Consider the following 592-nt stretch of genomic DNA (forward strand, 5'->3'; position numbering starts at 1 on the left):
TACAGAATTGCTTTGAAAAAAGAATGATCGAGATCGACTCTGGAACTGCAAATAAACGAAGGGCGAGCAAGCAGGATCAAAAGCTCAGAGTTATCGCTCAGTAAGGATTCAATGGTGCACTCATCCAACTCGGCGAGGAAGGCACTTTTTGCTTTGGCAAGCTTATCTTTGAGGCGGCATGCAGGAGTAATGTGGCAAAACTCCACCCCACAATTGACCAAATCTAACGGCTCCAAATCTCGCACGACACCACCAACGGTGATCTCAGACGCTGGCTTCATCAAGCGAATACCACCGTTTTTACCGCGCACGGTATGCACGTAGCCTAGCTGCCCTAAACGGTTGATTACTTTGACCATATGATTACGAGACACACCAAACAAATCCGTCACTTCGGTGATATTGGTCAGCTCATCTTTTGGCAATGATGCTAAGTAAATCAAGGTTCTCAGCGCGTAATCAGTAAAGCTCGTTAACTGCATGTTCTCTCCCAGAGTGCGACTTAATAGCTCAATGTCAGTGACGAAACAACCAACTTACGCTATCGACAAAAGTGTAAATCTTTTCTTGATCGAAAGATACATTTGAGATA

Annotated in this window: 1 protein-coding gene; it reads right to left on the reverse strand. The window is 44.8% G+C overall.

All coding sequences use genetic code 11. The features are described 5' to 3' along the window. Positions 1-482: nitric oxide-sensing transcriptional repressor NsrR (gene nsrR / locus R7Q11_RS27860; protein WP_225467197.1), on the reverse strand; the 482-nt coding region annotated here is incomplete at its 3' end. Positions 483-592: the final 110 nt, after the last annotated feature.

The organism is Vibrio sp. 970 (genome assembly GCF_033339075.1).